Genomic DNA, 25,418 nt, shown 5'->3' with positions numbered 1-25,418 from the left:
AAATAAATATATTATATTATACATATACTTATTTTTGCTATAAAGTCTATTTTTATAAGCTTACTTGTTATAAAAATAACTTTTATAATTTATATCAAAAAAAATATTGATTTTTGTGTCGCATTTTGTTATAATAAATTAAGGTTATCCCCCTGGTAACCCTAGTTAGTTAATATATCTATTCCCAATACCCTTTCATAAGGATATATTTTATATTTATTAAAAATCGAATTAATATCGGAAACTAATTCGATGGAAAAAAAGAGCTTACCCCGAGCTCTTTTTTTTTCTGCAAAAATATAATATCAAACTAATATAAAGTTAATGTCAGTATAATTTAAATTTTAAAAATCATATTAATTATCACTAAAAAAGGATGTATTGAATTTCTCATATCAATACATCCTTTTTTTATATATTATAACACTTTTGCTAAGAATGCTTTTGTTCTATCGTGTTTTGGATTTCCAAAGACTTCTTCTGGTGAATCATCCTCAAGAATACTTCCTCCATCTATAAAAATAACTCTGTCTGCAACTTCTTTGGCAAATCCCATTTCATGAGTTACAATTGCCATTGTCATTCCTTCTTTAGCAAGTTCTTTTATAACATCCAAAACTTCATTTACCATTTCTGGGTCAAGAGCAGATGTTGGCTCATCAAATAACATCATATCTGGTTCCATAGCAAGAGCTCGAGCTATTGCTATTCTTTGCTTTTGCCCTCCAGATAATTGTGATGGATATGAATCTTTTTTGTCTAAAAGACCAACTCTACTTAATAAAACTTCTGCTTTCTTTTCTGCTTCTTCCTTAGTCATTTTTTTTAATTTAATTGGTGCCAATGTTATATTATCTAAAATAGTCTTATGTGGGAATAAATTAAAGTTCTGGAACACCATACCTATATTCTGTCTAACTTCATCAATATTAGTTTTTTTATCAACTAAATTTTTTCCTTCAAATATTATATCTCCACCTGTAGGTATTTCTAATAGATTCATACATCTAAGAAGTGTACTTTTACCAGAACCACTTGGACCTACTATAACCATTATTTCGCCTTTAGCGATTTCTAAGTTTATATTTTTTAATACATTTAAATCTCCAAAAGATTTACTTAAATTTTTTATTGTAATCATATTATCACTTTCCTTTTATACTATTCTATGTTTTCTCTAAATGCCAAATATTCTCTCATCTAATTAGACACAGATAGTTTCTTTTCTAATAATCCAACTAATCTTGATAGAGTAAATGTTATAACAAAGTAAATTGCTGCTGCTACTATTAATGGTTCTAGTGCTTTGAATGCTGCATTTTTTACTATATCAGCAGTACGCATTATCTCAACAACTCCTATTACAGATATTATTGAAGATTCTTTTACAAGTGTAATAAATTCATTTGCTAATGAAGGTAGTATATTTTTTATAGCTTGAGGTATTATTATATATCTCATAGTTGCCCAATAATTCAATCCTAATGATCTACTTGCTTCCATTTGCCCATTATCAACTGATTGTATACCTGATCTAAGTATCTCTGCTACATATGCACCAGAGTTTACTGACAATGCAAATGCACTAGCTATAAATTCACTTGGTATACCAAATAACATAGGGAATCTTATTCCCAACTGAGGTAATCCAAACCATACTATATATATCTGTACTAATAATGGTGTCCCTCTTAAAATTTCAATATATATTGATGATATTGCTCTTAATACTTTATTCTTTGATATTCTTGCCATACATATAACTATACCTATCATAAACCCAAAGAATAATGCTACAAGAGAAATTGCTACTGTCACACCTGTTCCTTCCAAAAAAGAAGTCCCAAATTTACTTAAAAAACTAAAATCTAAACTCATAATTTCATCTCCCACATAACTTTCTTACTAATTTGAAGCAGCTTCAGTAGATGCTTCATTTAAAAATTCTTCTATTTTTTTACCATCTTGTAATTCTTTTATCTTTTTATTTAATAATTCTACGAAGTCTTTGTTATTATCAGCTTTTTTGATTGCTGCCGCCATACCTTCTGTTACATCTTTACCAACTTCAGTATTTGCCATTTTTATTCCATCATATTTCTTAACATTTATTAAAGAAACTGCTTCATTAACAACAACTGCATCTATATTTCCATTTTTTAATTCTGTAATTAAGTCAGGTACTGCTTTTAAAGATTTTGTAGTTGTCATTTTTAGAGTGTTAACTACATATTCTTCTTGAATACTTCCTGCCTGTACTCCTACTCTAAGTTTTTTCAAATCGTCTTCAGTTTTTACTTTGTCTATATCTGCATCTTTAACTATAACTGCATTTCTACTTAAATAATATAATTCTGAGAAATCAACACTCTTTTCTCTTTCTGGTGTTGGAGACATACCTGCAAGAACTATATCAACTTGGTCTGCATTTAAAGCACCTATTAATCCATCAAATGACATATCTTTAATTTCAACCTTTACACCAAGTTCCTTTGCAAATTCTTCAGCCAACATTACATCGAATCCTTTTATCGAATCTTTACCATCTACTACTTTATGAAATTCAAATGGCGGGAATTCTGCACTAGTACCTACAACCAATTTTCCACTTTCTTTTATTTGCTCTAATTTTGTTTTTTCTTCTCCACCACTACATCCTACTAGTGATAATGTTAATCCTAATACTAATCCTAAACTTAATAATTTTTTAAATACTTTCATTTTAACTACCCCTCTCTTTTAATTATAATTTTCCCTCAAATTTTTAATACTTTCATGTTTCGAGTTACAAAAAAAGTCCCTCAGTCTTTAATGACTAAGAGACGACTTTACCGCGTTACCACTCTTATTGATAAATACTTATACAACCTTCAAAATTTGTGAATTTTAGCTTTTATAGCTATAGGGATATTTTAATTTTAAAATCAAAAAAGTCCCTTAGCTTTACAGCTAAGAGACGAATTATATCCGCGTTACCACTCTTTTTGATAAGTAAGTACTTATCCTCTCAATCCCTTAAGGCGGGCAAACCAATTATCATACTAACTAAAACTTCTGATAATTTCCTCCAGAGCTCTCTTCACATAGATTTCATTGCTAGGCTTACACCAACCCCTAACTCGCTGTAAATCCATATATGCTACTTTCTCTATCACTGGATTTGTTTCCTTAAATTGTTAATACAATTGTACTTCCTTCTAATATTTTTGTCAATAAGTTTTTTATTTTTTTAATAATTTTATTTTCTACAATTTAGATATTGTATTACATGCTTATTGATATTATCCATATATTTATAAATAATGCATTTCTTATTTATTTCTATTCTTTAGGTAATTACAGATAATATATTCTTATTTATTTCTATTTCTTAAATGCTTATAAATAATATTTTTTTGTTTATTTTCATTACTTAAATACTTATAAATAATATTTTTCTATTTATTTTCATTACTTAAATGCTTATCAATAATATATCTTATACTTACTAAATTTTACATACTAAGTTAAATGATATGGATTATATTCTTCAATAAACAAGTTTTCAAATCTAAAGTTCGCTCTCTATCTTTAAACTTCATCGTAAACATGATTCCATCTTTCTTGATTATTTCGCCTTCGTGAAACTTTTTATGGTATACCTTATCACCAACATCAATACTATCAATTTCTTTTTTAGTTGGAGATTTTATATCATTGATAAACATTGATTTATCAACTTTCTTACCATATTTATTTAAAGTAGAGCTTATACATAATTTTTCTTCAGCTCTTGTAATAGCTACATACATAAGTCTTCTTTCTTCTTCTAATTGTTCCTCTTTTTTTTCTTCCTTACAAGTATCATATGATTTTTCATGAGGTATTGTTCCTTCATTTGCACCTATAATATAGACATTCCTAAATTCTAGTCCTTTTGCACTGTGCATAGTTGTAAATATAACACCATCAGTCTGTTTATTCTTGTTATTTTCCATTAACTCAGTCTTTACTCTCTCAATATGATCTAAAAACTCTGTCACTGTATTAAAATTTGTAGCAGAACTCTCAAGTTCATTTAATATTTCTACAAGCCCATTAGTCTTTATCTTTCTATTGCTACAGTAATCCAAAACATATCTATCATAATCAAGACTAGTTCTAATATAAGATATTGCATTTTTAGGATTTAAAGTATTCAAATAACTCAAGTCTATCTCCAAATCAGTTATTGTTTTGACTTGTTTTGGATGAAGGTTACATTTGTTTATTAGTGCTGTTATAAAATCTGTTTCATCTTTAACCATATTTACACTATCTTTAGATATATATCTAAATGGCTTATTTATAATTCTTAACCAATCTTTATTTGATTTTGGATTAATACCTATTCTTAGATATGCTAGTATATCCTGACTTGCCCAATGGTCATATATTGTAATTACTGAGTCTTTTACTACAAATGGAATTCTCATATCCATAAATACATCTACTAAGGCTCTTGATTGTATATTAGTTCTATAAATTACTGCAAAATCTGAATACTCTACATAATCCTTTTTTATTTCGTCAATTATTTCCTTGGCAATATATAAGGCTTCTTCCTCTGAATCATATGGAGAAATATAACTCACAATGCCTCCCTTGCCTTGACTACATTTAATAACTTTTTCATATCTATTTCTATTTTTTTCTATAAGCCTGTTTGCAGTATTTACTATTTCACTTCTAGACCTATAATTTACATCCAACACTATTTTTTTAGTATTATTAAAATATTTTTCAAATTCAAGCAAAAAATCCGGTCTAGCTCCTCTAAAACCATATATACTTTGGTCTTCATCTCCAACCGCAAATATGTTGTTTAATGGATTACAAATTAACTTTAAAACCTCAAATTGCACTTTATTTATATCTTGAAATTCATCTATCAATATATATTTATATACATTTCTAACCATTTCTAAGGCTGATTTGTTATTCAAAAGCAAGTAATAAGTCTTTATAAGCATATCATCAAAATCAATCTTATTAACTTTTGATTTTTGCTCTTCGTATAAATTATATACTTTTAAAAACTCATCTTTTGTCAACACTTCTGAACTAAAGTCATTCTTATCCATAAGTTCATTTTTTACATAAGATATTTCATTTATAACTTGTCCTATATTTTCATCATCATCTGCATTTTCTATATTTAGACTTTTTAATATTGCCTTTATTGTTATCCTCTTTGACTTTTCATCAAATATGCTATCTAAACTGTACCTTTCAAAATATCTCAAAATCTTAAAAAATACAGAGTGAAAAGTACCATAGGTTACTTTATTGAGTCTTATATCATCACTTAAACTCAATGCTCTATTTTTCATTTCTACTGAAGATGCTTTGGTAAAACTTATTGCCAGTATTCTTGCTGGTGCTATATTTTTATTTACTACCATATTGGCTATTCTATATGTAATTACCCTAGTCTTACCTGAACCAGGCCCTGCAAGTATCATGCAAGGCCCATCTATATGTTCAACTGCTTCTAGTTGATTTTCATTTAACTGTCTTATATCTATATTTGTTGTGATTATTACATCCACCACCTTAATTTATAATCATCTTATTTTCTTTTTTAATTATAAACTAAAAGTATCCTAAAAATACATTTAATTTTTCTTCTATTAATCTATATTGTTCCTGTTTTCATAACATAGTTTGAGTTCATGTTTAATTTTATCACTTATATCTTGAGGAATAAATTCTGGTTTACCAACGTAATATCCTTGAATATAATCTATTCCAATAGCTACTAATGCTTCCATTTCACTTTTGGTTTCTACACCTTCTGCTATAATTTTAATATTTCTTTCTTTAGAATATGAAATAAGATTTTTTAATATTTTTCTTCTATCTTCATCTTTGTCAATACCTCTTACAATAGACATATCAATCTTCACATAATTTGGCATTATATACAATAGTACAGCATCACCATTGTAACCTGTTCCAAAATCATCTAAAGCAATTTCTATATTCCAATTATTTATATATACTTTCTTTTTGTCAATAAAATCTTCACTAATCTTATCATTCTCCGTTATTTCTAGTACCACCCTATGTAGATAATCACTATATAAATCTTCTATTTCTTCAAAATCAATTTTTGATAAATTATTATTTGGTATAGAGTTTAGGAATAATTTACAGTCTCCAAATTTTTCCCTATATTTCTTAAAAGATTTAAGTGCTTTAAACCATGTGATACGTTCAATTTGATATAATTTAGACTGCGAACGAGCTAATCTAATAACATCCATTGGAGAACTAAAAGTTTCTAGTTTTGGTCTCATAAGTGCTTCGTATGCAAATACTTCACCTTTACAATCTACAATAGGCTGAAATGCATATTCAACCAATTGACCATCAATTAATTTATTTAACTCTTCTCTATTATGCAACAAGAATGAATCCTTATTATATATATTAATATCAAATTCACTTACTTCGCCTTTAATTGTATTTTTAATTTGATACATAGCAAAATCTGCATATTTCATTAATTCATCATAATCAGTTGAATCACTAGGATACCAAGAAATTCCTGCTGATGCTCTTATTTTAAATTCGGTTCCATCATGAAGCTTTAATAAAGTGTTGTTCATCTGTGCTTTAACAGAGTTAATAATAGTTCTTATACTATCTTTACTTTCATACCCGTATATGAATACATAAAACTCATCCCCTGAAAGTCTAGAAACTATGCCATTCCATGATATAAACTTTTTAAGTATGTCTGCTGCACATCTAATATATTCATCACCAGCATCATGACCATAGGTGTCATTAATATATTTTAAATTATCTAAATCCCACATTATAAATGCGGCTATTTTAAGTTTTTCTTTATTTTCAAATTTTTCTCGTACTTGTGAATAAAACGCTCTTCTGTTTAAAAGATTTGTTAAAATATCAAAATCTCTTTCATACTCAATTTTCATTTTCTCAATAAACTCTTTTGTAACATCAACAACAACACCTAATATCTTTAAGTCATCTTCAACAATATTTAGTCTTACCCACTTAGATTTTTTATCTTTAGATTCAAATTTATATATGTATGTATTTTCTGTTTTATAGTTTTTTTGTAAATATGTATCCATTGTATTCATTTTTTTAAGAAATTCATTTTTTGATATATACCCATATTCTTTAAATTCCTTTTCAGTAGGAAGTATATTAAAAAATCCTTTTGTGCAGAAAACATTATCTCCATTTTTATATAATTCAAAAGCTCCAATTGGCATATCCACCATTTCAATAATCTGTGACAATTTTGATGAGGAATCTGCAACATTTGCACTAAGTAGCTCTATAGCAGAGGATAATTCATCTATTTCAGATATGTTTATTTTATCAAGATTTACTGGTTTTGATGGATTACTATTTCTAACTTTATTAACCAAAAGAACAATTGGTTTTGTAAACAATCTTGAAGCAATATAAATACCTATAAGCCCTATCACTAAAGAAACTGTAACAGACATTATTACCAATGTTTCTACTCTTTTTGAAAAACATAATAAACTTTTTTCTTCAATAATTCCCAAAAGAGCCCAACGCTCATTTTCAAATGGAGTATTAGAATTGTATAAATCTAAATATTGTACACTAGCATAAGTACTTTCTTTAATATTACCCTCATCTTCATTTTTGACTTTATATACATTCTTATATGATTCTTTTTGCTCAAGATTGGAATGTAAACCATCCCAAAAGTTATCTTTAAATGTATACCCATTTGAAACAACATTTTCAAATGCCAAATCCTCATTTCTATCTACACCTAAAATATAATTACCTTTTTTATTTTCATTTATCTCCCCATATGGAAGTAACTCTCTTAGATAATTTATACTTAAATCTATTCCAAGTACTCCATATACAGTTCCATCTTCATAAATAAGAGGAACTGAATATGTTATAACTCTATCTCCTTCATTTGTTAATAAAAACTGGCTTCCCCAATATCCCAAATTAGAACTTGATGTATTTGGATTATCAATTCCAGCTCTAAATGGTTTATAAAAAAAGTTATCTCCTTTTTGCTCATTTTCACTTTTAAATGAAAACTTTGGAGCCCAATAACTATCCATAGATATTCCAAAACTCCTTGCTATCTCTGAGGAGCCTCTTTCAATTAATAAATCAGAATTATCATTTGGGTTAAATTTAGGGTCTAAGTCTCTTATATACAATCCAGTCCTACTTATTTCATCTTTACTATTTACTGAATTATCTTCAACATCTTTATTGCTTAAAATTATGAAAGAACCTGTAACAGAATTTTTTCTCAAAAGATATATTAAGTTTTCGGATATATTTTTTATAATTTTTTTATTAATTTCTTCATTGATACCCACATCTTTGATTGAGGCCTTATTTTCATCTAAAACCTTTTTTATAGATGAGTTAATTGCAAGTTCTGCTTCACTTGTCTTTGACCATCTTTGTAGCATCTCATTTTGTATATAATTTTTACGATTAATTACTCTTTCATTTAAAATGTCAAATGAATTGTCATTTAGTCTTTTAATAGTTCCTCCCCATAAAATTGTGGCACAAAATAAACTTGTTTGAATTAGCATAACAATAATTAGGGGAAATATCATCTTTTTCATTATTGAGTTATTCTTTTTTAGATTATTTTCCATATTTATTCCACCCATACCTTTGTGCATTTTGGTACACGTTGCCAATTCACCTACTCTTTTATAGCATTTTCAAGCTCAGTCTTAAAATTCAAAAACCATGCTGAAAAATTTTCATCATTATTAAATTGTGCTACTGCATTCTCTTTAGAAGTTCCATTTTTTATTAATTCATTTATTTTATTTAAATCTTCTTTAGCCTTATCAAACATCGAATACTCAAGGATTTGTCTGGCTTTTGTTCCACCATCAAATGCTTTATTAGTGTACAGTTTACAACTATTAATTTGTTCAATAGACGAAACGATTGAACTTTCCACCTTACTTGATACATTTAAATCATCTTTATTCATGACATCTTTTATAACATCTAAATCATTTGTTTTTTTCTTTACTGGTAAGTATCCAGAAGCAATAGAGAATTTTATATTAGACTCTTTATCTGTAAACCATTTTAAAAATTCTACTGATGCATATTCTTCTTCTTTAGTAGATTTTGTTACAGCCATTCCTGCTCCTTGTTGTACAGCATATTTTTCTTTATCTTTAAAACGTGGAGCTTGAAAAATAGATGTCTCAATTTTATAGCTATCATTATCATTTAACATTACTTCATCTGGAAAATATGATGCTCCTGAACTAGACCCAACAAGAGCTAGTATATCTCCTGTTTTTGCATCATCAGAACGGAATTTACCATAAGATGCAAAATATCCATTTATATATGGTACATAAAAATTATCCCACAATTTTTTCATAACCTTTTCATCAAGATTTAGTGTGACTTTTCCATCTTTAACTGAAAAAATTTCTACTCCTAACTGCTTATTTCCTATAATAATATAATTTGCTAAAGCATCTCTTCCAAAAAATGCTTTACCATCATTAGGCTCTTTTGTTAAACTATCTGTCCATTCACAGTATTTCTTTGATGTCTCTACTAATCCTTCAATTGTTTGTATATCATTTATATTTGAATTTGTTGCTTTTGCAAACTTATCCCAATCTGTCTTATTTAACATCAAAATCTCAGTAGACTTTGCAATTGGAAAAAGCTTAAATTCGTTATCAGAATTTAGTCTACCCTCATCCACATATTCTTCTATATACTCATTTAATTCATCTTTACTTATGTACTTGTCAATATCTACTAGTAGTTCTAATTTATCCATTTCATATGCAGTATCTGAGTATGCTGCAAAAATATTTGGGACCTCTTCAGAACCAACCTTTTTATTAGCAGAATCTAGCACCTTCTCAGATAAATCAAATACATTTCCTTGACTAAATGCTTCAACAATAATTCCTTTTTCAGCACCTACAGTGTCATTAAATTCCTTAACTAGCTTATCAAACGCTATTTTTTGCTGTCCATTATAATAATGCCAAATTTCTATTGATGTCGGATTTTCTGGGTCTAGTTTATAGCTCTCTTCCTTTTTCAAATCACACCCTGTAAGTAATAAAACAATCATTGATGTGATAATTAATTTTACAAATCTACTCCTATTCATAAAATCGACTCCTTCAAATGTATAAAATTTATTATAGCATTAAAACCGTAACTTAATTACTTATATTAATTATAAAATATTTACTGATATATTTAAACAGGACTAACAGTATATTTAAAAGCAACTAGAAAACAAATGATTACAAATATTGAAAATATACCCTTAGCATAATTCTTCTCTCTAAATGCACCAAATGATACCAGACCTTGTTGAATAGCCACTGTAATTACTAAAAGTGTCATTATTATATTAAGCTGAACTAACTTAAACAGATAAAGCAAAGAAAATATTACTAAAAGGACACATAGTACAATGCTAGATTTATTGATAATAGCAGTAATCTTGTCTTCTTTTTTATGTTGTTTATTAGATTCTTTTGACTTCTCTTTATTTAAAGTTTCGACCTTTTTATTATACCTTGCCCTTGTTTTATCTTTATATTTTGTATTTTTATTCTTATTGCCCATTTATTTACTCACCTTTGATATCAATTTTAAAATTGAGTCCTTTCATAATTTAAATATTATATATTTAAGATACCATATATTCTCACAAAAAGGTAACTTACTAATCATCTATTTTTAATTTTCGCATAAAAAAGCTATCCCTTATTAGAAATAATTCTGTATTGAGATAGCTTATTTAACTATTTATTTTCTCCAACATTTTCTACATCATCGAACTTACTATCAACCAAGACTATATCAACTCTTCTATTTTTTGATTTGCCATCTGGAGATGCATTATCAGCTATTGGTCTAAATTCACCATATCCTACAGCAGACAACTTATTTGGTGCAATACCTGCACTATCAATAAGAAGTTGGACAACATTGGTTGCTCTCATGACTGATAAATCCCAATTAGATTTAAATTCAGAATTTTTTATAGATAGGTTATCTGTATGACCTTCTACTCTTATATAACTATTCATTTCATTTAACATCTTACCTATTTGAATAATCTTATCTCTAGAGTCATTTATTATAACAGCTTTTCCAGTATCAAATAAGATAGTATCTTTAAGGCTTATTACTAGTCCTCTATCTTGAGCTTTTAATGATACTGAATTTGCCAGTCCACTTTCATTTAAATACTTTTGAATATTTTCAGCAACTTCTTTAAACTCAGGATTTTGTAAACTATCTAAATTATTATTGTTTGGGTCAACTACTGGTTCTATTTTACTTTGTCCACCTTCAATAACTCCAGAGGAACCACCAAATGCAGAACTTAGAGATTGAGATAATTGTTTGTATTTCTCTGCATCGACATTACTCATAGAATACATTATGACAAAGAAAATCATAAGTAATGTTATGAGGTCTGAATAAGTTAAAAGCCATCGCTCATTATTTTCTTCTTTTTCGTCTTCATCATGTAACATAAATATTCCATCCTTTTATATTATTCAACTCTACCATCAACTTCTCCAAGTTCAATTAATTCTTTTGAATTTAAAAATATCTTTAATTTTTCTGTCATTAAATTAGAATTATCGCCCTCAAGTATAGATAGTATCGCTTCTATCACTAAAAGTCTTTCATTAGTTTCTTGTTGATTTATAGCTTTAAGCTTTGATGCTATTGGTATCCAAATTAAATTGGCAGAACCAACACCATATAAAGTAGCTAAAAACGCTACAGATATCTGAGGTCCAAGTGCGTCTGGATTACTCGAAAGGTTACCTAAAATATGTACTAATCCCATAACTGTACCTATGATTCCCAGTGTAGGCGCATACCCTCCTGCTGAATCAAATATTGCTATTCCTTCTTTATGTCTTTTTGATGTTATCTGTATCTGAGATTCTAATATGTTTCTTATTGTAGCTGCATCAACTCCATCTACCATAAGTTCAAGACCTTTTCTAATAAATGGGTCTAATTCATTATTTTCGCTTATTTCTTTATCAATACTAAGAAGACCTTCTTTTCTGGCCTTGATTGCAATTTCTTTAAAATAAACTATGTTTTCTATATTGTTAGGCTTTTTGTTTTTAAAAGCTAACGACATTATCTTTATGGATTTTTTGAACACAGGAAATGGTGTCGAAGCACCAACAGCCCCTATAGTTCCACCAAAAACAACAAGTGCTGATGAAAATACAAATAATGCTCCAATGTGTCCCCCATCAATAACGAAAGCAACCACTAAAGATGCTATTCCCACTATAAAGAAAATTAAAGTTGTCATATATTACCTCCTTTCTTTAATCATGTCTGCTAGGTTGTTTTTATTAATAGACATTACAAAAAAGACTACCTTCAACAAGAATAGCCTTTAATAATTGGCGGAGAAGGAGGGATTCGAACCCTCGCACCGGTTACCCAGCCTAATCCCTTAGCAGGGGATCCTCTTGAGCCACTTGAGTACTTCTCCGTATTTCTATGCAATTAAATTATATAATAAAATTATATTTTAGTCAATTAATTTATGAAATTTAAGGTATTTTAAGTCATTAAATATCTATTTTCACTTTTTTACTTAAATGTAAGTTTGAAATATGGTAAAATTATCTTGCATAGCGCTTATAATATTATTTAATAAATCTACACACATTAACATATAGACATAAATCCTTAATTCATCATAAGTTATGCTTAAAACTAAAATAATATTAATCCAAGGAGGATTTTCCATGTTACCACAGGAAAGATATGAGAAGATTTTAAGTATTCTCGAATCAGATAATATAATTAAAATAAATGACATAGTCCAAATGTTTGATATATCAATAGAAACAGCTCGAAGAGACTTAGCACATATGGAAAGTATTGGACTTTTAAAAAGAGTTTATGGTGGTGCTATACCAGTTATAGCAAGTAGCGTAGAACTTAACTATATTAAAAGAAAAAAGATAAATTCAAATGATAAAAAACAAATTGCTCTTAAATGTAGTGAATTTATAAATACAAATGACACTATTTTCATGGATACTGGAACTACTGTCCTTGAAGTTGCAAAAAATTTAAAAGACAAAAAAAACTTAACTGTAATAACTAACTCAATTTTGGTTGCAAATGAACTTATGAATACTAATATAAAAGTATATGTACTTGGTGGATATCTTAGAGAAACTGAAGGTTCTTTTTCTGGACCACTTACATTAGCAGCTATTGAACAATTTAATGTCGATAAGGCAATTTTAGGTGCTGGAGGTATTACACTTGAAAATGGTATTTCTGACTATCATTTAGAAGAATCACTTGTTCGAAAAAAAATGATTGAAAGGTCTAGAAAATCAATAGTAGTTGTTGAACCACCTAAGTTTGGAATAAATTCATTTGCTTCAGTTGCTCCTATAGAACACATAGATACTATTATTACATCTGCTAGTATAGACCACGATATAATTATAGAATTTTCTCAAAAAGGAATACCTTTAGTCATCGCTGATAACTAGCTTGTATGATTGATTTTTAGTTCCTTATAAAATATCATTGATTAAAGTTAAGGAGCCAAATAATTATTTATTTAGCTCCATTTATGCCTAAAATATACGTGTATTTACTATGTAACTATGTCTTTTTTTATTTACATTATTTGTTCAATTTAACTTAACTCTGTTTTTTAATTTAACTTAACTCTGACTTTAACACTACTTCTTTTATACAACCTCTTTTTTCATTTTACTACTTTGCTCTTCTTCTGCTGTTAAATCTTTTGTCATTACCATAGCAAGTGCAATCGCCAATACTCCACCAACTAACTTTCCAATTACAACAGGTGTAATCATCTCTGGCACTACTCCTGCTGTAAATCCTAGATGATCACCTAGTGCTGCTGTTGCACAAACTAACCATGCTGTATTTACTACCTTTCCTTTTGGGCTCATGTCTTTCATCATTTTATATACTGGAATACTATTAGCTAAAGTAAAAACTAATCCTGCTGCACTTGTTGCATCCATACCTAGTTTTCCACCTACTGCTGTAAGTGGTTTATTTAAAACTTTAACTAATAAATGTAGTATAGGAAAAGTACCCAATAATACTATTGCAATACTTCCAATTACTTGAATACCTTCTCTTATAGGTGTCATTCCTTTTATAAGTACTATACCTGTTATTTCTTGAAATGCCGCTGCACCTAATCCTATTGTTATCAATATAGATATAATTTTTCCAAAAACTAAAGACCCATTTATCATAAGTGTTGAATTTACTTTCAAACCTATTGCTAACAGTACTGCTAATATTATTACTGGCACCATATTTATAATTACCATTGATAAATTAAATCCTGCTATCACTCCTCCTACAATCCCTCCAAAAGGTATTGTTATTAATCCTATTAATAACCCTTTTGCAAAAAATGGTCTGTCTTCATACTCTATAAGACCTAGTCCTACTGGGATTGAAAATACAAGTGTACACCCAAGCATTGATGATACAATTAATCCTGCAAGCATACCTGCTTCTTTATTGTGTGCAAGTTCCATTGCTAATGGATACCCTCCCATATCATTTGCTAATATAGTTGCAAACATAGATGGGTCTGCTCCACATAAATTGAATATCGGTATTATTATAGGACCTAATACATTTGAGATAACCGGAGCTAAACATACTATACCAACCATCCCTAAAGCTAGTGGCCCCATTGAATTAAAGCCTTCTTCAAATTGTTCGCCAAGACCAAATTTATTTCCAATTATCCTATCTAATGCTCCTAAAAGCACCCCTACAGCCATTATATATAATATAACTTTATCAAAGGGCATATTTAATTCCTCCTATACATGTAAATACTATGTTGTACTTTAATTAGCACACACCTTTCTGGTATCGTTTTCCCAATTCATAGCTCTTTTTACTGCTTGATTCCATCCAAGCAAAATTTCTTCTCTTTTTTGTTTAGTCATATTTGGATTGTATTTTTTACTTATTGTAAACTCATTTCTAATTTCATCAATACTATTCCAAACACCACAGTAAAGGCCTGCCATATATCCTACTCCAAGCACTGTTGTCTCAGGATTTTCTGCAATTTCAATTGGTATATCTAATATATCGGATTGAAACTGCATTGTAAAATTATTTTTTGTAATTCCACCATCCACTCTTAGCATTTTTATATCTTTTCCTGAAGCTAAATTCATAGAGTCAACGACATCTTTGACCTGAAGTGCAACAGATTCAAGAGTAGCTCTTACTATATGCTCTTTCTTAGTACTTCCTGTTATACCAACCATTGTACCTCTTGCATATTGGTCCCAATAAGGCGCTGCAATCCCTGCAAATGCTGGAACAAAATATACACCGCCAGTACTTGGTATTGAGTTAGCCATGTCATCAGTTTCTGAGTAATTTTTTATAACTCCAATTCCATCTCTAAGCCACTGTATTGCAGCACCTGCTATATATACTCCACCATCATAAGCATATGTAATTTTGTCTCCTATTTTCCAGGCAACAGTTGTTAATATCCCATTACCTGCTATATTCAACTCTTCACCTATATTCATATACAAGAAACATCCTGTTCCATAAGTATTTTTAACCATACCTGGCTCAAAACATCCATTTCCAAATAGAGCTGCTGGCTGGTCAACCATTGAAGCAGTAATTTTTATTGATACACCACAAAATGCCTCTTTATCTGTAGTACCAAAATCACCACTCGTAGGCATTATATCTGCTAAAATACTTCTAGGAACTCCTATAATATCAAGCAATTCTCTATCCCAATCCATATCTCTTATATTAAAAAGCATGGTTCTTGCTGCTGTAGAAACATCAGTTAAAAAAGACTTTCCTCCTGTCATTTTCCAAATTAACCAGCTATCTAATGTTCCTGCAAGGACTTCTCCATTTTTGATTTTTTCTTTTACGCCTTTTACATTGTCTATTATCCATTTAATTTTTGTCCCTGAAAAATAAGGGTCTATAATTAGTCCTGTTTTATCTATTATCTTATTTTCTAATCCAGGTATATTTTTTAAGTTTTCAACATAATCATATGTTCTTCTACACTGCCATACAATTGCATTGTATAATGGCATACCTGTATTTTTATCCCATAGCATTACTGTTTCACCTTGATTATCTATACCTATTCCCTTTATATCACTTTCGTCTATTCCACTTTTAAAAGCTTGTTGTAGTACATTATTACTTACAGTTTTTGTGTTATTCCAAATTTCTATAGGGTCATGTTCGACGTATCCAGATTGTGGATAGATTTGAGTATGTTCCATATAATCACTAAAAACAAACTCTGATTTTTCATTTATTAATACTGCTCTTGTTCCTGTTGTTCCTTGATCAATTGCTAATACATATTTCACTTTAAACGTCCCCCTTTATTTTCAGAATTAATAGATTTTTTATTATTTTTTGAATATAAAATCTATTTAACTTATTTATATTCTATATCATCTTGGGGATTTATACAATATTTATTACAATATTTTTTGTATTTTTTACTTTTTTTGATTGTTAAAGTATTTTAATTAAAATATCATTGCAATATTATTAATTTTATTCTATAATCTAGTTAAATTAACACACAATATTTTAATAATCACACATAAACAGTCATTCTAAAATTTAAATTAAACTTTAAGGAGGATTTGCAATGAAAAAAACATATCTATTTAGTCCTGGACCAGTAATGGTTACAGATAGGGTTAGAAATTCACTTCTTCACCATGATATATGTCATAGAGGAAATGAATTCATGAATTTATTTAAAGATACACAGCAAAAAATTAGTAAATTATATAATGCAACTTCTGATTATTATTCTCTAGTTGTCTCTGGCTCTGGAACATCTGTAAATGAATGTGTATTATCTTCTATATTTGATAAAGAAGATGCTGCTTTATTAGTTAGTAATGGTGTTTTTGGAGAAAGGCTAGAAGAAATACTATCTGCTTATGGTGTTAAAACCTACAAACCAGACTTTAAATGGGCTGAATATCCAGACTTAGATATTTTAGAAAAGTATATACTTGAAAATCCTGACATAAAAGTAATTGCTATGGTATTTCATGAGACTAGTTCAGGAATGATAAATCCTGTACCTGAATTAGGAGAACTTGCAAAAAAATATAACAAAATATTTTTTGTTGATGCAATAAGTGCATCTGCTGGTGAATACATTGATGTTGATGAGTTTAATATAGATATAATAACAGGTGTTGGTGGTAAAGCCCTTGGAGCATTTCCAGGCTCTGCATACCTTTGCGCCAAAGAAAACGTTTTACAAAATATTAAAGAAAGTCAATGTAAAAATGTGTATCTTAGCCTTTACAAACATTATAAGCTTGCAAAATCATCTTCCCAAACACCAAATACACCTAATGTCACTTTAATATTTGCTCTTAATGAAGCTTTAACTGAATTTTTAGAAGATGACAGTAAGATAGAAAGATATAAAGAATGTTCTGCTATTTTAAGAAATGGTATGGAAGAACTAGGTCTAACATTTTTACTTCCAGATAAGTATATGTCTAATACTGTTACCTCTGTATTTCTTCCTAAAGAAATTGATATAAATAGATTTATATTAGAACTAGAAGAAGAAAATGGTTATGTGGTATATCCAGGGAAAGGTAAGTTTCTAGATGATAATATGTTCCAAGTTGCAAATATGGGAGAAATTTATCCAGACGATTGTTATAAATTCCTTGATATTTTAAAATCAAAATTAGAAATTAAAAAAGCTATATAAATATCTCAAAACCAGAAATTAAAAAACTATATAAATATCTCAGGTTAAACTAGATTATGGTCTGTAAATAACAGCTATCTATAAATAGTCACTCTATATAAACATATTCAAAAATATACTTGAACATTAAATATAGCCAAATATTGTTTTATACTTTTTTATAAGGGTGAACTCTAATATATAAAGTTCACCCCTATATTAAAAATTTATTTTGATACAATCCTTTTTATATTTGACTCTTTTTATACTTGATTTTTTTATATTTTTGATACAATTCGGCTATTTAACTGTATAGATTGTTATAAGTTTAAAATCTATACATGATACTATATACTTCTAAATTTAGTTCTTTTTTTGGTTAAATACTTTAAATATTACTTTTCAAGCTCATCAAAGTAATTATACACAATAACTTCACCTTTTTCTTTATCTGTTGTCTTTATAATCCCTTTAGCTCCATTTACCTCTTCTTTTGTGAATTCATCATCTAGTACAACTTTAAATTTATCTTCATTTCCATATCCTTGTTGAAACTCAGCTCTTAAAATTGCATTTTTTTCAGCTTTTGGTTTTAATTCAAATTCAATTCCTGATTTCATTTCATCAAAATAATTTAAAACTACAACTTCATTATTCATTTTATTAGTTGTCTTTATAATCCCTTTAGCTCCATTTACTTCTTCTTTTGTAAATTCATCATCCACCACGACTTTGAATTTATCTTCCTTTCCATACTCTTCTTGAAACTCTTTTTTCATTTCACTGTACTTAATCTCAAATTCTTCACTCCTGTTTAATTCCATAGCTGATACATTTATCAATGACGTCCCAATAGTTATTATTGTCAATGCCATGACCATACCAATTTTTAATTTTTTTAACTTCATATTTTACCTCCTAAATTAAATGTTCTTAGTGAAATTATATAAATAAAAATCTAAATTTTACAGTTTCATTCTTGTAACTAAAATTACTATTATGTAACCAAACTTTTTAATTTAACTCTTCCTTAAAACCTTCCTCTTTTAGGAATAGTTGAATTAAAAAAATAAAATTTTTAAACTTTTCCCTGACTCTAATATTGTATTTATTGAACTTAATAAACTTTATTTTTAATAAAATAAAATTTATCATATGTCTCAAGCCTACTGATTTACTAAAAATACTACATCAAAAAACCTAATTTCATAATATATTTCATTGATAGTTTACTTATTTTTGACTTATAAAATCATATAGTCAATGTCCAAATAAATTAGTTGAAAATTCAAAAAATATATACCCCTATTTAGTATATATTTTTATATATTAAAAAAAAGTTTTAAATAAAGTTATATTTTTTACAACAGTTTTGTAATTAAAAACATATTGAAGCTAAAATTAAATGTACTATATACTATAAATATGTCGACAAAATAAATTTATAAAGGAGAAAAACAGGTGAGAAAAAATTTACTAATAGCAATGTTGTCAGTTATTTTAGTGTTATCAAGCATGCTTACAATCTTTGCATATTCAACTATTAAAAATAATAACAGATTAGTATACTCTAACATGATAGATAAAAATACACAAAATCAAGTAAAAAATGTATTAGAAGAAAATAGAGTAAATAAAAAAGATATTGATATTTTTATTAAATCAGTTAGGAGCTACAACAAACTTCAAATTAAAATACTTCAAAACAATGTAAACATATCTAAGTCTGGATATAGTTCAATTAACACAAAGCAGGTTCCATACAATTTAGATAAATTACAAGATAACTGGATTAAAAAGTTTCCTAACTATATGGATGTAAATTGCAGAATAACAGCATTTAGACTTTTTAAAGATTTCATAAACTCAAAAGAGAAGTTTACTGGAGATTCTATTGATTTAAGTATTGATTTAGATACTATAAATAATAATAGAGATGCAAAATTTAACTCAAAGGATATAGAAAAATTTATTAACTTTTTTTCTGCAATACCAACTCAAGACACAGATGATATAAATAAAAACGCAGAACAAATAAAAAAAGAATGGAAAAAAAGAAAAATATCTTTTAAAGATAATAAAAATATGTCTATTATAAGTGGATTTCTTCGTTATCCAGAAACTAAAAATGTATTTATAGGTCATACAGGTATATGTATCAAGACTGATAAAGATATTTTATTTATAGAAAAATATGGTTCTACATCACCTTATCAAGTTACTAAATTCAAAAGTAAAAAAGATGTGAAAAATTATATGTTCAATAGATTAAAAATGTCAGAAGGAGACGTAGAATTACTAGACCCAATAATAATGGAAAATGATAAACTTATGCAGTAATATTTCTAAACACTAAAAGTATCTTTATGATTATTAAGATAAGTAAAAGTAGACTAATATCGACGAAAAATATTAATTGTGAAACTCTAATACTGAACAAATCTATAAATATTTTCCTAATTTAATAAAAAGACTGTAAGTAGATTTATGTTACATAAATCTACTTACAGTCTTTTTATTAAGTACTTTAAAAGTATAAATTATCATAACTTTAAGATTATAATATATACATCTTTAGCCTATATCATAATTATTTATTTCACCTGCACAGTGCGAATCTGAGCCAAGAACTAATGGAATATCATATTTTTTTGCTAATTCTAATAAGTATCCATCTACGTAAGGTTCTTTACAGTATTTTTTTCTGTTTCCAGAAACATTGTAATCAAGTTCATAACCTTTTTCTTTAACTAACTTTATTAATTCTTCAAGAACTTTATTTCCTTCATAATTATATGGGAATACTTGATTAAACTTTCTAACTAAATTTAAATGACCTATTCTCTTTGGTTTATGTATACCCAAATCTGCATTTACAGCTTTTATTAACGTTTCATAATACTTATTATAAACAGCTTCAATGCTTCCAAGCTTATCAATCAGATTTTGAAACTCTTCTACACTATAGTCTACACAACAGTAGGCACCATCAATCTTAATTATATGTACTGATAATAGAGAATCCTCTAATTCATCACCATATTTATCTAAATTGTTTTTTATGCCGTCTTCATAACCTTCAAGAAAGTCTACTTCCGCTCCTACATTTATCTTAATTTTACCCTCATATTTTTGTTTAAAATTTTTAACATCATTAAAGTAACTTGATAAATTTTCAATATTCATGCAACTATCATTTTCAGGCGCAGGGTCTTTAAATCCATGTGGATATGGAAAATGCTCTGTAAATGTCATTTCTGTTATACCAACATCAATTGCCCTTTGTATATATTTTTCAAAGTCATCCTTACTTCCATGAGGACAATAAGGTGAATGTATATGACCATCTTTCATAACTATTTCACTCCCTTTATTAAATTGAACTGCTCCACCTTAACTACCTTCAGTAATATTTAAAGGTGGCGATTCATATTTGATAGTACTTATGTATCACATCCATAGGTCTAAGAACTGTACTTATCCACACTAATCTCAACCTATAGTTTAATTATTTATGCTTTTTATTATATTTAATAGCAAAGCTATTTTAAATAAGAGTAATATCACTTAAAAATAATAGTGCTATATATTAAATAACTCAGTTTCACAACAAATTTCCTCATTAAAGTATATTACATAATCCCTAGAAATTTCAATAATTAAATATCAATAAAACATAAAAAATCGCCTATATCAAAATATATAAGCGATTTTAACAATCATATTTACATATGTTTTTTAGCCTCTAATAGCATTTTATTTGCTTCTTCCATACACTCTATAGCTTTTTCAATACTCTTTGCTGTCTCTTCTTTTCCAATAGCTCTTGCTTTTTCTACCCACTCTCTAAATCCTTCTTCATGAGTCTCATTGTGATTTATCCAATGTACTAAAAGTATTTTTAAAGTTTTTTCATCTTTAGACTCTGATGATTCTTCATGATTATGTTCGTGGTCGTGGTCATGAGCATGGTCGTGTGGATGTTCGTGACATATATCTCCATGATTATGTTCATGGCAATGGTCGTCATGGTCATGGTGCCCATGGTGGTATCTTATAATCTCTCTATCAAACATCATTAGTTATTCCCCCTGTTATTTTATATTAAATTCTTTTTTTATAACATTAACAGAATCTTTTACAAGTAGTGCTAATGGTTTACCTTCTAATCCAACTAACTCTATATTTTCTGGCATAATAGGTAAAAGTATCTTAAGTGCCTCACTATCTGCAATAGCTTCACTTATATTACAAGTGACTTCCCCCATCATAGAATTAGGTATTATTACAGAAATAGGTGCAACTATTATATTGGCTTTTCTAGCTGATACTACTATAGCATTTTCCCCTGTAGCTCCTTTATTAGCATGAGCTTTCATCATAGAACTAGTTGCTATAGAATTAGTTCCTAGTGCATAAATTTCTACATATGTAGGTAATTCTTCTCTCAAAGAAGAAACTATCTGGGCTCCTATACCTCCACCCATTCCATCTATCACTGCTATTATCATATGAAATTCCCCTATTAATTAATTTTCTTGTATTATTATCTTATGGTCCATCAATCTTATTTCTTTAATTATTCCATCTATTATTTTTTGTTCTCCTAATAAATCAGTTAAATAAATCTTTCCATCACAAGGGTCTATATTAACCACATTTTCCATAACCTTTTCTAATTCATTGTTATTCTTACAAATGAAAGCTGATGATTCACACATATAAATCTCCTCCTAATATGATTTTTATTAAAAATCAAAAAAAGACTTCCTTAGGTATTTCAATACACCAAAGAAACCTTCATGATTTCAGTTTTTGTATATTATTATACCTTAAGTATATCACTTTAATTTGCCTAAAGTCAATTAAAGTTAACGCTTTTTATTATACTCTTCATCCTTGTATTTTTTATATAATTCTTCAGCTAATTGCTTTTCATAATCGGTCAAGTCTTCTTCTACAAACTCAACATTAAATTGACTAGCCAGTCCTTTTATTAGATTAGCTTGTAGAATATCTATGTCTATTTTTTTACCAATTTCATTTTCTATTCCACTGGCCTTTTTAGCTGTAAATTTCATTGCTCTTTCCTTTAGGTCTGGTGTTTTAGTCTTTATTAATTTAAACAATTTTTCTACATCAAAATCCATTATTATTGAACCATGCTGTAACAAAACACCATCTTTTCTGCTTTGAGCACTTCCAATGACCTTTTTATTATTAATAGTAACTTCATATGATGCATGTGCATTAAAACATGCAGCTGATAGATTTTCTCTACCTATTCTCTCTCCACTATTTAAGTTATCTGTTTTTATACCACTTAAATTCAATCCTCTAACTAAACCTTCACTTATATATCTATAAGATAGATTTATACTTTTATCAATTAAAGGATTATCTTCTCCTATAATTATACTATAAGTTAGCTCATTATCATGTAATACAGCTCTTCCTCCTGTGATTCTTCTGACATAGTCTATATTCATGCACTTACACTTATCTAAATCTACTTCATCTTCAAGTTTTTGAAAATATCCTACACTCAAGCAAGCTGGCTTCCAAGTGTAAAATCTAAGTGTTGGCTTCACACATCCTTTTTTATATGCAGTAAATATAGCTTCATCAATTGCCATATTCATTGCACCATCATATGATTTATTATGTATAACTCTCCACTGATTCATGATTATTACGCCCCAATCTTTAGTATAAATATATTCAAGAAATCATTTACAGATTTAGTTCTCTTATAGCCAAATCTATCTCATCTTGATTTAAAGGTCTTGAATAGTTATATATAGTACTTCCTGGTCTTTCATTGTAATATGGTCTATTACAATCCTTACATCCTCTTATTTCAAAAGGATAACCCTTGTTTATATCTGATATAATCTCATCATCGAGTTTTATATTCCCTAAGTGTCCATTCTTAAATTCAAAGTATTCTTGTGAATAACCTTTATTTATCATATAGGACATTAGCTGTACTCTTCTGTAACTTTCTATATTTGGTTGACTTATTTTTTCCATTTTAGTCCCTCTAACTGGAGTAAATGCAAATAAACTAATAGTTATATTGTTCTTCTTTAAATAAGTATATAGGTTGTATATGTCTTCATGACTTTCTCCCATACCAACAATTATATGTGTGCTAATTTTATTAGGATATAACTTTGACATTTTTGTTATAAACCTCAACTTTTCATCGTAATTATATCCTTTTATTTTTTCATATAATTCTTTATTTGCTGCATCTATCGCTATTCCTATTTTATCTACTCCAGCAGAAAAAAACTTATTTATTTCTTCATCACTTTCTAATTTTGCAGACAATGAAATAGGCATATCTATTTTACCATTTATATAATTTATAAAATCTAAAACAGATTTGTGTGCCTCTTCACTTGCCATTGATTGTATACATATCCTCTTTATATTTTTTCCTTTATATGCTCTCAGAGCATCCAGTATTTCCTCTTTAGAATACTCTGGCCAAACTACTCTTGATAATTTATCTTTTCTAGTACTACTTTCTATTGATTGAGAGCAAAAACTACATTTGTTTATACATTTTTCCCCAATCATTATATATGCTGTAGTAGGAGGTATATCGCTTTTTTTATTTAATATTCCAAGTTCTATTGCTGTCCCTGATGATAATCTAATCATAAAACGCAACACTCCTTACATTCAGTTATTGTCATATTCATATCTATAGCCTTGTTCTTAGCAGATTTTGATGGCAGAACTATTCTATTAACTCCACACATTATGGCTAATTGGTCGAGCTCTTTTCTATACACACCTCTAGGTCTCATACAACCTAGGTTAATCTCTGTATTTGGTAAACTAATTCTCGCTTCACATAAAACATCTGCTACTTCTTCCAACTTAGGAGGTTCTAGATTTTCATATTCAGTACCTCTCGTGGGAATAAGAACTATAAATGTCAGTTTATTAGGAGGATTTTTTTGTAAGTATTCTATAATCTCATACTCACCTTTTACTTTTCCTCCTTTTAAACCAATACATATATGTGGTGCTACTTCTGTATTTTCTCTTATTGTATTGTAAACTTTAATATAATCTTCTTTGCTTTTATCCATCTTATAAACTTCTTTTATAGTTTCTTTATCGAATACCAAGTCAAAAGAAACTATATCTAAATACTTACATAATTCTATAATGCTCTCTTTATCCATAAGCCCTAAATGAGCATTTAATCTGTATCCTTGTTCCTTTAACTTTTTAATGGTCTGTATATGGGTATTTATTGGGACATCACCTTCATAACTACAACCACCACTTAATAAAAAACTAGTTATATTTCTTGATTTAACTTTTTCTTCATAATTCTCAATTGGTATCATATTTTCTAAATAATGCCCATTGCAATGAGCACATTTCAGGCTACACTTATTACTTGTTGTACTAAGAGCCAGTGTCTGATTAGGATAAGCAAACTCTATCTCATTTCCGAAATTACTTAATTTAATGTCAAGCGCAGTTCTCATTTTTGCAGATAAATCCTTATACATAATTTAACCCTCTACATTTATGTTTT

General features: G+C 28.3%; 22 protein-coding genes, 1 tRNA gene and 1 other annotated feature. Of the genes, 3 read left to right on the top strand and 20 right to left on the bottom strand.

From position 1 onward, the window contains the following. Positions 1–418: 418 nt before the first annotated feature. The 10 genes from KGF50_RS00810 to KGF50_RS00765 form a co-directional block, all read right to left on the bottom strand. Complete coding sequence (locus KGF50_RS00810; RefSeq protein WP_227846386.1) at positions 419–1,141, bottom strand: amino acid ABC transporter ATP-binding protein; 723 nt, start codon at positions 1,139–1,141, stop codon at positions 419–421. Positions 1,142–1,200: 59 nt separating this feature from the next. Then, the gene (locus tag KGF50_RS00805; protein WP_227829496.1) at positions 1,201–1,878 is read right to left on the bottom strand and encodes an amino acid ABC transporter permease; all 678 of its coding nucleotides are present in this window, start codon (positions 1,876–1,878) and stop codon (positions 1,201–1,203) included. A gap of 27 nt (positions 1,879–1,905) precedes the next feature. Further along, entirely contained in the window at positions 1,906–2,721 is an 816-nt protein-coding gene (locus KGF50_RS00800) for a transporter substrate-binding domain-containing protein (RefSeq protein WP_227846385.1), read from the bottom strand. 228 nt (positions 2,722–2,949) lie between these two features. Next, positions 2,950–3,164, bottom strand: a binding site (T-box leader). Positions 3,165–3,506: 342 nt separating this feature from the next. After that, a complete protein-coding gene (locus tag KGF50_RS00795) occupies positions 3,507–5,573 on the bottom strand; it encodes an ATP-dependent helicase (RefSeq protein ID WP_227846384.1) in 2,067 nt (688 codons plus the stop codon). Positions 5,574–5,651: 78 nt separating this feature from the next. Further along, positions 5,652–8,681: an EAL domain-containing protein gene (locus tag KGF50_RS00790; protein WP_227846383.1), complete on the bottom strand. Its 3,030-nt coding sequence runs from the start codon at positions 8,679–8,681 to the stop codon at positions 5,652–5,654. Between the two features lie 50 nt (positions 8,682–8,731). Further along, positions 8,732–10,192 carry an extracellular solute-binding protein gene (locus KGF50_RS00785; RefSeq protein WP_227846382.1) on the bottom strand — a complete coding sequence of 487 codons (1,461 nt, stop codon included), beginning with the start codon at positions 10,190–10,192 and terminating at the stop codon, positions 8,732–8,734. Positions 10,193–10,284: 92 nt separating this feature from the next. Next, positions 10,285–10,659 carry a hypothetical protein gene (locus tag KGF50_RS00780; protein ID WP_227846381.1) on the bottom strand — a complete coding sequence of 125 codons (375 nt, stop codon included), beginning with the start codon at positions 10,657–10,659 and terminating at the stop codon, positions 10,285–10,287. A gap of 179 nt (positions 10,660–10,838) precedes the next feature. Next, positions 10,839–11,579, bottom strand: a complete 741-nt coding sequence (locus tag KGF50_RS00775; RefSeq protein ID WP_227846380.1) for a flagellar motor protein MotB — start codon at positions 11,577–11,579, stop codon at positions 10,839–10,841. A gap of 20 nt (positions 11,580–11,599) precedes the next feature. Then, the gene (locus KGF50_RS00770) at positions 11,600–12,388 is read right to left on the bottom strand and encodes a flagellar motor protein (protein ID WP_227846379.1); all 789 of its coding nucleotides are present in this window, start codon (positions 12,386–12,388) and stop codon (positions 11,600–11,602) included. 95 nt (positions 12,389–12,483) lie between these two features. Continuing rightward, a tRNA-Ser gene (locus tag KGF50_RS00765) sits at positions 12,484–12,574 on the bottom strand. Positions 12,575–12,833: 259 nt separating this feature from the next. On the opposite strand from KGF50_RS00765, the gene KGF50_RS00760 reads away from it, so the two are divergent. Then, positions 12,834–13,598, top strand: a complete 765-nt coding sequence (locus KGF50_RS00760; RefSeq protein ID WP_227846378.1) for a DeoR/GlpR family DNA-binding transcription regulator — start codon at positions 12,834–12,836, stop codon at positions 13,596–13,598. 204 nt (positions 13,599–13,802) lie between these two features. Here the strand turns inward: KGF50_RS00760 and KGF50_RS00755 are convergent, their stop codons facing one another. Next, positions 13,803–14,918: an ethanolamine utilization protein EutH gene (locus KGF50_RS00755; protein ID WP_227846377.1), complete on the bottom strand. Its 1,116-nt coding sequence runs from the start codon at positions 14,916–14,918 to the stop codon at positions 13,803–13,805. 39 nt (positions 14,919–14,957) lie between these two features. Next, positions 14,958–16,484 carry a glycerol kinase GlpK gene (gene glpK, locus KGF50_RS00750; RefSeq protein WP_227846376.1) on the bottom strand — a complete coding sequence of 509 codons (1,527 nt, stop codon included), beginning with the start codon at positions 16,482–16,484 and terminating at the stop codon, positions 14,958–14,960. A gap of 290 nt (positions 16,485–16,774) precedes the next feature. Between glpK and KGF50_RS00745 the strand changes: the two genes are divergently transcribed. Continuing rightward, positions 16,775–17,872 carry an aminotransferase class V-fold PLP-dependent enzyme gene (locus tag KGF50_RS00745; protein ID WP_227846375.1) on the top strand — a complete coding sequence of 366 codons (1,098 nt, stop codon included), beginning with the start codon at positions 16,775–16,777 and terminating at the stop codon, positions 17,870–17,872. A gap of 374 nt (positions 17,873–18,246) precedes the next feature. On the opposite strand, the gene KGF50_RS00740 is transcribed toward KGF50_RS00745, so the two are convergent. Continuing rightward, complete coding sequence (locus tag KGF50_RS00740) at positions 18,247–18,759, bottom strand: hypothetical protein (RefSeq protein WP_227846374.1); 513 nt, start codon at positions 18,757–18,759, stop codon at positions 18,247–18,249. Between the two features lie 553 nt (positions 18,760–19,312). On the opposite strand from KGF50_RS00740, the gene KGF50_RS00735 reads away from it, so the two are divergent. Then, positions 19,313–20,191 carry a DUF4300 family protein gene (locus KGF50_RS00735; RefSeq protein WP_227846373.1) on the top strand — a complete coding sequence of 293 codons (879 nt, stop codon included), beginning with the start codon at positions 19,313–19,315 and terminating at the stop codon, positions 20,189–20,191. A 234-nt stretch (positions 20,192–20,425) separates the two neighbouring features. Here the strand turns inward: KGF50_RS00735 and hisJ are convergent, their stop codons facing one another. The 7 genes from hisJ to KGF50_RS00700 form a co-directional block, all read right to left on the bottom strand. After that, positions 20,426–21,205: a histidinol-phosphatase HisJ gene (gene hisJ / locus KGF50_RS00730; RefSeq protein ID WP_227846372.1), complete on the bottom strand. Its 780-nt coding sequence runs from the start codon at positions 21,203–21,205 to the stop codon at positions 20,426–20,428. Between the two features lie 371 nt (positions 21,206–21,576). Further along, positions 21,577–21,930 (bottom strand): zinc transporter, encoded by a 354-nt coding sequence (locus tag KGF50_RS00725; RefSeq protein WP_227846371.1) that lies wholly within the window; start codon positions 21,928–21,930, stop codon positions 21,577–21,579. Between the two features lie 15 nt (positions 21,931–21,945). Further along, on the bottom strand, positions 21,946–22,362 hold the full coding sequence (locus KGF50_RS00720) for a DUF3842 family protein (RefSeq protein ID WP_227433437.1): 417 nt from the start codon (positions 22,360–22,362) through the stop codon (positions 21,946–21,948). Between the two features lie 18 nt (positions 22,363–22,380). After that, positions 22,381–22,572, bottom strand: a complete 192-nt coding sequence (locus KGF50_RS00715; RefSeq protein ID WP_227433438.1) for a CooT family nickel-binding protein — start codon at positions 22,570–22,572, stop codon at positions 22,381–22,383. A gap of 150 nt (positions 22,573–22,722) precedes the next feature. Next, the gene (locus KGF50_RS00710) at positions 22,723–23,538 is read right to left on the bottom strand and encodes a lipoate--protein ligase family protein (protein ID WP_227846370.1); all 816 of its coding nucleotides are present in this window, start codon (positions 23,536–23,538) and stop codon (positions 22,723–22,725) included. 46 nt (positions 23,539–23,584) lie between these two features. Beyond that, entirely contained in the window at positions 23,585–24,523 is a 939-nt protein-coding gene (locus KGF50_RS00705; protein WP_227846369.1) for a radical SAM protein, read from the bottom strand. Further along, complete coding sequence (locus KGF50_RS00700; RefSeq protein WP_227846368.1) at positions 24,520–25,392, bottom strand: radical SAM protein; 873 nt, start codon at positions 25,390–25,392, stop codon at positions 24,520–24,522. Before KGF50_RS00700 ends, KGF50_RS00705 begins: the two co-directional genes overlap by 4 nt. Positions 25,393–25,418 lie beyond the last annotated feature (26 nt).

It is taken from the genome of Clostridioides sp. ZZV15-6598 (assembly GCF_020657705.1).
Taxonomy (GTDB): domain Bacteria; phylum Bacillota; class Clostridia; order Peptostreptococcales; family Peptostreptococcaceae; genus Clostridioides; species Clostridioides difficile_F.
Note: the sequence above shows the minus strand (reverse complement) of the source record. Positions and strands in the feature narration are given on the sequence as shown.

Coding starts and splice junctions, on each gene's coding strand:
- KGF50_RS00810 (WP_227846386.1), bottom strand. CDS start 1,141: ATGATTACAATAAAAAATTTAAGTAAATCTTTTGGAGATTTAAATGTA.
- KGF50_RS00805 (WP_227829496.1), bottom strand. CDS start 1,878: ATGAGTTTAGATTTTAGTTTTTTAAGTAAATTTGGGACTTCTTTTTTG.
- KGF50_RS00800 (WP_227846385.1), bottom strand. CDS start 2,721: ATGAAAGTATTTAAAAAATTATTAAGTTTAGGATTAGTATTAGGATTA.
- KGF50_RS00790 (WP_227846383.1), bottom strand. CDS start 8,681: ATGGAAAATAATCTAAAAAAGAATAACTCAATAATGAAAAAGATGATA.
- KGF50_RS00785 (WP_227846382.1), bottom strand. CDS start 10,192: ATGAATAGGAGTAGATTTGTAAAATTAATTATCACATCAATGATTGTT.
- KGF50_RS00780 (WP_227846381.1), bottom strand. CDS start 10,659: ATGGGCAATAAGAATAAAAATACAAAATATAAAGATAAAACAAGGGCA.
- KGF50_RS00775 (WP_227846380.1), bottom strand. CDS start 11,579: ATGTTACATGATGAAGACGAAAAAGAAGAAAATAATGAGCGATGGCTT.
- KGF50_RS00770 (WP_227846379.1), bottom strand. CDS start 12,388: ATGACAACTTTAATTTTCTTTATAGTGGGAATAGCATCTTTAGTGGTT.
- KGF50_RS00760 (WP_227846378.1), top strand. CDS start 12,834: ATGTTACCACAGGAAAGATATGAGAAGATTTTAAGTATTCTCGAATCA.
- KGF50_RS00755 (WP_227846377.1), bottom strand. CDS start 14,918: ATGCCCTTTGATAAAGTTATATTATATATAATGGCTGTAGGGGTGCTT.
- KGF50_RS00745 (WP_227846375.1), top strand. CDS start 16,775: ATGAAAAAAACATATCTATTTAGTCCTGGACCAGTAATGGTTACAGAT.
- KGF50_RS00740 (WP_227846374.1), bottom strand. CDS start 18,759: ATGAAGTTAAAAAAATTAAAAATTGGTATGGTCATGGCATTGACAATA.
- hisJ (WP_227846372.1), bottom strand. CDS start 21,205: ATGAAAGATGGTCATATACATTCACCTTATTGTCCTCATGGAAGTAAG.
- KGF50_RS00725 (WP_227846371.1), bottom strand. CDS start 21,930: ATGATGTTTGATAGAGAGATTATAAGATACCACCATGGGCACCATGAC.
- KGF50_RS00720 (WP_227433437.1), bottom strand. CDS start 22,362: ATGATAATAGCAGTGATAGATGGAATGGGTGGAGGTATAGGAGCCCAG.
- KGF50_RS00715 (WP_227433438.1), bottom strand. CDS start 22,572: ATGTGTGAATCATCAGCTTTCATTTGTAAGAATAACAATGAATTAGAA.
- KGF50_RS00710 (WP_227846370.1), bottom strand. CDS start 23,538: ATGAATCAGTGGAGAGTTATACATAATAAATCATATGATGGTGCAATG.
- KGF50_RS00705 (WP_227846369.1), bottom strand. CDS start 24,523: ATGATTAGATTATCATCAGGGACAGCAATAGAACTTGGAATATTAAAT.
- KGF50_RS00700 (WP_227846368.1), bottom strand. CDS start 25,392: ATGTATAAGGATTTATCTGCAAAAATGAGAACTGCGCTTGACATTAAA.